A 7,115-nucleotide genomic window follows, 5' to 3' on the forward strand; every position below is an offset into this window, starting at 1 on the left:
TGAGCGGGGTTTTTTGTTTAGCCTTTGATGGCTTTCAGCAGGTAATCAAGAATGTCGCCGGTCTTGATCATCTGTTTTTCACCGCTGCGACGGTATTTGTATTCAATCTCATCGCTGTCGAGGTTGCGGTCGCCGATAACGACGGTATGCGGGATACCGATCAGTTCCATATCGGCAAACATCACGCCCGGACGCTCTTTACGGTCGTCCATCAGCACTTCGATACCCTGCGCGCGCAACTCGGCATACAGTTTCTCGGCCAGCTCCTGCACGCGGTAAGACTTGTGCATGTTCATTGGCAGGATCGCAACCTGGAACGGCGCGATATTGTCCGGCCAGACGATGCCACGCTCGTCGTAGTTCTGCTCAATTGCTGCAGCTACCACGCGCGTCACCCCGATACCGTAGCAACCCATGGTCAGGATTTGGTTACGGCCATCTTCACCCTGAACAGCAGCGTTCAGCGCACGAGAGTATTTATCTCCCAGCTGGAAGATGTGACCGACTTCGATACCGCGCTTAATCATCAGGGTACCCTGGCCGTCCGGGCTTGGATCGCCTGCGACCACGTTACGGATATCTGCCACTTCAGGCGTCGCTACGTCGCGATCCCAGTTAATGCCGAAGTAATGTTTACCGTCGATGTTCGCACCGGCGGAGAAGTCGCTCATCGCGGCTACCGTGCGGTCAATGACAACAGGAACCGGCATATTCACCGGACCCAGCGAGCCTGGACCTGCATTTACCACGGCACGGATTTCCGCTTCCGTTGCGAACGTCAGCGGGCTGGCGACCTGCGGCAGCTTCTCAGCTTTGACTTCGTTAAGCTCGTGATCGCCACGTACCAGCAGGGCAACCAGCGGGTAAGTGCTCCCTTCGGTGGATTTCACCAGCAGCGTTTTAACGGTTTTTTCGACAGGCAGGTTGAACTGCTCAACCAGCTCGGCAATGGTTTTCGCGTTTGGCGTATCAACCAGCTTCATCTCTTCCGTTGCCGCGCCGCGCGGTGCTTTTGGTGCCAGCGCTTCTGCAAATTCGATATTCGCCGCGTAATCAGAGGAGTCAGAGAAGATCACATCGTCTTCGCCGCTCTGTGCCAGCACCTGGAATTCATGGGATGCGCTACCGCCGATGGAGCCGGTATCAGCCTGCACAGCGCGGAAATCCAGACCCATACGGGAGAAGATTTTGCTGTATGCCTCGTACATTTTGTCGTAGGTCTCTTGCAGGGATTCCTGAGAGGTATGGAAAGAGTAAGCATCTTTCATCAGGAATTCGCGAGAGCGCATGACGCCGAAACGCGGGCGGACTTCGTCACGGAACTTGGTCTGGATCTGGAAGAAGTTCAGCGGCAGCTGTTTGTATGAGCTCAGCTCATTACGAATCAGGTCGGTAATGACTTCTTCATGCGTTGGGCCGAGAACGAACGGACGCTCGCCGCGATCGACGAAGCGCAGCAGTTCCGGACCATACTGCTCCCAGCGGCCACTCTCCTGCCACAGGTCAGCGGGCTGAACCACAGGCATGGACACCTCGATAGCACCGGCGTTGTTCATCTCTTCACGCACGATGTTTTCGACTTTTTTCAGGACGCGCACGCCGGTCGGCAGCCAGGTATATAACCCGGAGGCCAGCTTGCGGATCATCCCGGCGCGCAGCATCAGCTGATGGCTGATCACTTCGGCGTCGGCAGGCGTCTCCTTCAGAGTGGAGAGCAAATATTGGCTAGTACGCATGTTGTTACGGTTCCATTTCGACGATTGGAACAGGCTGAAACACCAGCCTGACACAAAAAAAGTGGTTTAGTTTACCAGTGTGGCAAAGATGCCAAAAGAGAGGAGAACAAAATTACCTGGGTTCAAGGGCAAACACTTCAAAACCTGCCCCAGTGACGCGCCAGCGAACGTTAAAATCGAGCAGCCAGACGGCGTACGTTTTTCCTGCTTCCTCTTCTTTACGATAGGCCGGACGGGGGTCCTGGGCCAGAACTTCGGTGATGAAATTCCGCAATCGAGGATAGCGTTTCTCCAGTTGACTGAGCTGCGAGGCTATTTCAGGCGTAAAATAGACAGGCATGTCTGCCTGCGGTGCGTCCTGAGCGTAACTGGCGCGCGCGTCCGGGAGTGCTTCGGCGAAGGGCAAATAGGGTTTGATGTCGATAACCGGCGTACCATCTACCAGGTCCAGGCTACCTAATTCCAGTATCACCCGATCTTTCTGGCAACGTATGCCTTTCAGTTCAACCAGCGACATACCAATGGGGTTTGGGCGGAAGGTCGAACGAGTCGCAAATACGCCCATTCTTGCATTTCCGCCAAGACGAGGAGGACGCACGGTAGGACGCCAGCCGCCTTCCATCGTCTGGTGAAACACGAATACTACCCATAAATGGCTGAAAGCCTCGAGCCCGCGCACCGCATCGGTCTGATTGTAAGGCGCTATCAGGTGAAGCTCACCGCCGCCGCTGGTGACAAGACCGGGCTGGCGAGGTACGGCAAACTTCTCTTTATAAGGAGAGTGGATAACGCCTATCTGCTCGAACTGAAATGCACTCATTTTGCCGTAATGTTCAGCGCCGAACCGATGCAAACCGCCTGACGGTAGCAGCCCGGTGTGCCGCTGGTGACTTCGCAGCTGTGCAGCAGTACCGCATTGGCTTTCATTTTTGCAGCATTAATCTGCATACGTTTACGCGCTGTCGGGATATTCGGTGGTGAGTCCTGATTGGTCGCCTGACAGGAATCGCCGCTCACTTCACCCAGTTCACGGAACGGTTTACCGACGAGTTCGTCTGCTTTAGTGATAATGCGAACCGGCGCAGGGCGAACCACTTTCGGTTTCGCAGGCTCTGTTTTTGGCGGGGTTGCCGTGCTTTGAACAGGTTCAACGGGAGATCTGCTTAGCATAGAACAGCCGCTCAGCATGAGTGCTAAAAGACAGATCGGTAAAGCACGCATAATATTTCCTCAATGGATAATCAAAACGTCAGATATTGAATCAGTTGACTGCACAAATGACAAGACGGGCATAAGCCCGTCCTGATGATATTACACTGAGGTGAGATTACCAGCCTTTAACAGCGCCGCCGTTAAACACTTTGTTGGCTTCCTGGTAAACTTCATCAGACTGATAGGCCTGCACGAACTTCTTCACGTTTTCCGCGTCTTTGTTGTCTTCGCGAGTCACAATCAGGTTAACGTACGGGGAGTCTTTATCTTCAACGAAGATACCGTCTTTGGCTGGCGTCAGGCCAATCTGGCTGGCGTAAGTGGTGTTAATCACGGCCAGGGCAATCTGGGCATCGTCCAGGGAACGTGGCAGCTGTGGTGCTTCCAGTTCAACAATTTTCAGATTTTTCGGGTTTTCAGTGACATCCAGAACGGTTGGCAGCAGACCAACACCGTCTTTCAGTTTGATCAGGCCCACTTTCTGCAGCAGCAGCAGGGAACGACCGAGGTTGGTTGGGTCGTTAGGCACGGCAACCTGAGAGCCCGGCTGAAGCTCGTCCAGCGATTTAATTTTCTTAGAGTAACCGGCAATCGGATAAACGAAGGTGTTACCTACACCAACCAGCTTATAGCCGCGATCTTTGATCTGCTGATCAAGGTAAGGCTTATGCTGGAAAGCGTTAGCGTCGATATCGCCTTTGCTCAGCGCTTCGTTTGGCAGAACGTAATCGTTGAAGGTCACCAGTTCAACGTCCAGGCCGTACTTCTCTTTTGCCACTTTCTGAGCGACTTCAGCAACCTGTTGTTCTGCACCCACGATAACGCCCACTTTAATGTGGTTTGGATCTTTTTCGTCCTGACCGCAACCCACCAGTGCCAGAGAGCCGATCAACGCGCCTACCGCTGCAATGGTCTTTAATTTAAACGCCATGTTTTATCCTTAACTCGTAGAGTTTGTGTTGTGTGTAACGTTATTTGTGAGTAACAGTCCGGACGATGCGATCGCCAGAGAACTGGATTAAGTAAACCAGAACAACCAGCAATACCAGAACGGTATTCATCACGGTAGCGTTATATCCAATATAGCCGTACTGATAACCAATCTGACCTAAACCACCGGCACCGACGGCACCCCCCATCGCGGAATACCCTACCAGGGTGATAAGCGTAATGGTTGCCGCGTTCACCAGCCCCGGCAGTGCTTCAGGGAGCAGGACTTTGCGTACGATCTGCATCGGTGTGGCTCCCATCGCGCGTGAGGCTTCAATCAGGCCAGTCGGGATTTCCAGCAGGGCGTTTTCCACCATACGGGCGATAAACGGTGCGGCGCCTACGGTCAGCGGAACGATTGCCGCCTGCAGACCGATAGATGTACCGACGATCACGCGGGTAAACGGAATCATCCACACCAGCAGGATAATGAACGGGATAGAACGGAAGATGTTCACCAGCGCAGAGAGCGTCCGATACAGTTTCGCATTCTCAATGATTTGACCCGGACGCGTCACGTACAGCAAGACGCCGACCGGCAGGCCAATCACAAAACCAAAGAAGCCAGAGACAAAGGTCATTGCCAGCGTTTCCCAAACGCCGCGAACCAGCAGCCACATCATCGGCTCAGACATAACCCAGTACCTCTACTTTTACGTGGTGTTCTTGCAGCCAGGCAATGGCAGCCTGGGTTTCTTCTTGTGTTCCGTGCATTTCTGTCAGCATGATGCCGAACTTCACGCCACCGGCGTAATCCATCTGCGCGCTGATGATGTTGTTATTCACGTTAAAGCGACGCGCGGTCTCGGAAAGCAGGGGAGCATCAACGGACTGACCGGTGAACTCCATGCGCAACATCGGGACGCTGTCTGCAGTCGGTTCTGTTTTCAGTCGTTCCAGATAGTCTTCCGGAATATCCAGATGCAGCGTGGACTGGATGAACTGCTGCGCCAGCGGGGTTTTCGGATGCGAGAACACTTCACTTACTGTGTCCTGCTCAATCAGTTCGCCGTTGCTGATCACCGCGACGCAATCACAGATACGTTTTACGACATCCATTTCGTGGGTAATCAGAAGAATCGTCAGGCCCAGACGACGATTAATGTCCTTCAGCAGTTCCAGAATAGAACGCGTGGTGGCCGGGTCTAATGCGCTGGTGGCTTCATCGCACAGCAGTACTTTTGGATTGCTGGCCAGCGCGCGGGCAATGGCCACACGCTGTTTTTGCCCGCCGGACAGATTTGCCGGGTAGCTATCATGTTTGTCGCCCAGACCCACAAGGTCGAGCAGTTCGGTGACGCGACGCTTCACTTCTTCTTTCGGCGTGTTATCCAGCTCAAGCGGCAGTGAGACGTTGCCGAAAACGGTGCGGGATGCCAGCAGGTTAAAGTGCTGGAAAATCATGCCAATCTGACGACGCGCTTTGGTGAGTTCTTTCTCTGAAAGGGCGGTAAGTTCTTGCCCACCCACTTCTACGCTGCCCTGGGTTGGGCGCTCAAGAAGGTTAACACAACGGATCAGCGTACTTTTACCTGCACCCGATGCGCCAATGACGCCATAAATTTGACCAGCAGGAACATGCAGGCTGACGTTGTTCAGCGCCTGAATGGTTCGGTTCCCCTGCTGGAACACTTTGGTGATATTGGAAAGTTTAATCATTAGATTATTTTTATCGTATGTAAGTTAGCCGTGGCATTTTCTTCTGCCAGATACGGGTGATGACCGTAAACAAAACGGATGTTAAGGCATCCAGACGTCTAAATCAATCCAACTCTGTACGATGAGCACTTTATTGCGCTGCGATTCATGAGATACTAGCTGAACATGCCTTTTTCAGGAGCAAACCGGTGGCAAAATCAGTACCCGCAATTTTTCTCGATCGTGATGGCACTATTAATGTGGATCACGGTTATGTCCATGAGATTGATGAGTTCGAGTTTATCGAGGGCGTAATAGATGCCATGCGCCAGCTGAAAGAGATGGGCTATGCGCTGGTGGTTGTGACAAACCAGTCCGGTATTGCACGCGGTAAATTCACTGAAGCGCAGTTCGAGACGCTGACGGAATGGATGGACTGGTCGCTGGCCGATCGCGGTGTGGATCTCGATGGTATCTATTATTGTCCTCACCACCCACAGGGAACAGTAGAAGAGTATCGTCAGACGTGTGATTGCCGTAAGCCGCATCCGGGGATGTTCATCTCTGCGCAGGAGTTCCTGCACATTGATATGGCTGCTTCTTATATGGTGGGCGATAAACTGGAAGATATGCAGGCGGCAGCGGCTGCGGGCGTAGGAACCAAAATATTAGTGCGTACCGGTAAGCCAGTGACGCCAGAAGCAGAGAATGCAGCAGATTGGGTGATTAATAGTCTGGCAGAGCTGCCAAAAGAGATTAAAAAGCACCAAAAATAGCCTTTTTGGTGAAAAGGTGAGCGGTTGAAATAAAAATGCATTTTTCCGCTTGTCATTCCTCGTCGGCTGCCTATAATGCGCCTCCATCGACACGGCGGATGTGAATCACTTCACAAACAACCCGGTCGGTTGAAGAGAAAAAATCCTGAAATAACGGGTTGACTCTGAAAGAGGAAAGCGTAATATACGCCACCTCGCAACGGTGAGCGAAAGCCGCGTTGCACTGCTCTTTAACAATTTATCAGACAATCTGTGTGGGCACTCAAAGTGACATGGATTCTTAACGTCGCAAGACGAAAAATGAATACCAAGTCTCTGAGTGAACATACGTAATTCATTACGAAGTTTAATTCACGAGCATCAAACTTAAATTGAAGAGTTTGATCATGGCTCAGATTGAACGCTGGCGGCAGGCCTAACACATGCAAGTCGAGCGGCAGCGGAAAGAGCTTGCTCTTTGCCGGCGAGCGGCGGACGGGTGAGTAATGTCTGGGAAACTGCCTGATGGAGGGGGATAACTACTGGAAACGGTAGCTAATACCGCATAACGTCGCAAGACCAAAGAGGGGGACCTTCGGGCCTCTTGCCATCAGATGTGCCCAGATGGGATTAGCTAGTAGGTGGGGTAACGGCTCACCTAGGCGACGATCCCTAGCTGGTCTGAGAGGATGACCAGCCACACTGGAACTGAGACACGGTCCAGACTCCTACGGGAGGCAGCAGTGGGGAATATTGCACAATGGGCGCAAGCCTGATGCAGCCA

The 7,115-nt window shown here is 52.7% G+C and carries 7 protein-coding genes and 1 rRNA gene; 2 read left to right on the plus strand and 6 right to left on the minus strand.

The window, feature by feature from the left end:
* Positions 1–17 precede the first annotated feature (17 nt).
* From proS to metN, 6 genes are all read right to left on the minus strand, one after another.
* The gene (gene proS, locus E3U32_RS17140; protein WP_134349726.1) at positions 18–1,736 is read right to left on the minus strand and encodes a proline--tRNA ligase; all 1,719 of its coding nucleotides are present in this window, start codon (positions 1,734–1,736) and stop codon (positions 18–20) included.
* Between the two features lie 112 nt (positions 1,737–1,848).
* A complete protein-coding gene (gene tsaA, locus E3U32_RS17145; protein ID WP_134349728.1) occupies positions 1,849–2,556 on the minus strand; it encodes a tRNA (N6-threonylcarbamoyladenosine(37)-N6)-methyltransferase TrmO in 708 nt (235 codons plus the stop codon).
* A complete protein-coding gene (gene rcsF, locus E3U32_RS17150; protein ID WP_032649711.1) occupies positions 2,553–2,957 on the minus strand; it encodes an Rcs stress response system protein RcsF in 405 nt (134 codons plus the stop codon). The genes tsaA and rcsF overlap by 4 nt, the downstream gene beginning before the upstream one ends.
* Positions 2,958–3,063: 106 nt before the next feature.
* Complete coding sequence (gene metQ, locus E3U32_RS17155) at positions 3,064–3,879, minus strand: methionine ABC transporter substrate-binding lipoprotein MetQ (RefSeq protein ID WP_134349729.1); 816 nt, start codon at positions 3,877–3,879, stop codon at positions 3,064–3,066.
* Positions 3,880–3,919: 40 nt separating this feature from the next.
* Positions 3,920–4,573: a methionine ABC transporter permease MetI gene (locus E3U32_RS17160; RefSeq protein WP_014168730.1), complete on the minus strand. Its 654-nt coding sequence runs from the start codon at positions 4,571–4,573 to the stop codon at positions 3,920–3,922.
* A complete protein-coding gene (gene metN / locus E3U32_RS17165; RefSeq protein WP_134349730.1) occupies positions 4,566–5,597 on the minus strand; it encodes a methionine ABC transporter ATP-binding protein MetN in 1,032 nt (343 codons plus the stop codon). The genes E3U32_RS17160 and metN overlap by 8 nt, the downstream gene beginning before the upstream one ends.
* Positions 5,598–5,785: 188 nt before the next feature.
* Here metN and gmhB point away from each other — a divergent pair, with 188 nt between their 5' ends.
* Entirely contained in the window at positions 5,786–6,352 is a 567-nt protein-coding gene (gmhB, locus tag E3U32_RS17170; protein WP_045907848.1) for a D-glycero-beta-D-manno-heptose 1,7-bisphosphate 7-phosphatase, read from the plus strand.
* A 368-nt stretch (positions 6,353–6,720) separates the two neighbouring features.
* Positions 6,721–7,115: ribosomal RNA gene (locus E3U32_RS17175) — 16S ribosomal RNA — on the plus strand; the annotation flags it as partial.

Origin of the sequence: Lelliottia nimipressuralis (assembly GCF_004402045.1) — a bacterium.
In the GTDB taxonomy this organism is placed as follows: Bacteria; Pseudomonadota; Gammaproteobacteria; order Enterobacterales; family Enterobacteriaceae; genus Enterobacter; species Enterobacter chinensis.